This is a genomic window from Rhizobium ecuadorense (assembly GCF_001187535.1).
Taxonomy (GTDB): Bacteria; Pseudomonadota; Alphaproteobacteria; order Rhizobiales; family Rhizobiaceae; genus Rhizobium; species Rhizobium ecuadorense.
Map to the genome: position 1 here is coordinate 1 of NZ_LFIO01001609.1, position 344 is coordinate 344.

The 344-nt window shown below is 61.9% G+C and carries 1 pseudogene; it reads left to right on the forward strand.

What is annotated here, in order from left to right:
• Positions 1-344, forward strand: a pseudogene (locus tag AF337_RS43440) (LuxR C-terminal-related transcriptional regulator); the annotation flags it as partial.

Sequence of the window (344 nt, forward strand, 5' to 3'; positions counted from 1 at the left end):
ATCCCGACCTGGCCGTGATCTCCCGTCAGACGATGATCGCCTACAAGGGTTGCGAGAACGACGTCGTGTCGATCGGCAGGGAGTTGAAGGCCGACTACGTGGTGGAAGGAAATTTGCAGGCGACCGGAGATCGGGTAAGGATTTCCGTCCAACTCGTGGATGCTTCCAGCGGAGCCAGCCTGTGGAGTGCCCGGTACGACGAAACGGCCGGCAACGTCTTCGAACTGCAGGACGCCGTCACCGCGAGCGTGGTCAACGTCCTCGGGAATTGCTGCGGAAAGCTTCTAAGCTTCCGGCGCGACGTCCTCCGGCGCAAGAAGCCTGCGAGCCTGCAGGCCTACGAC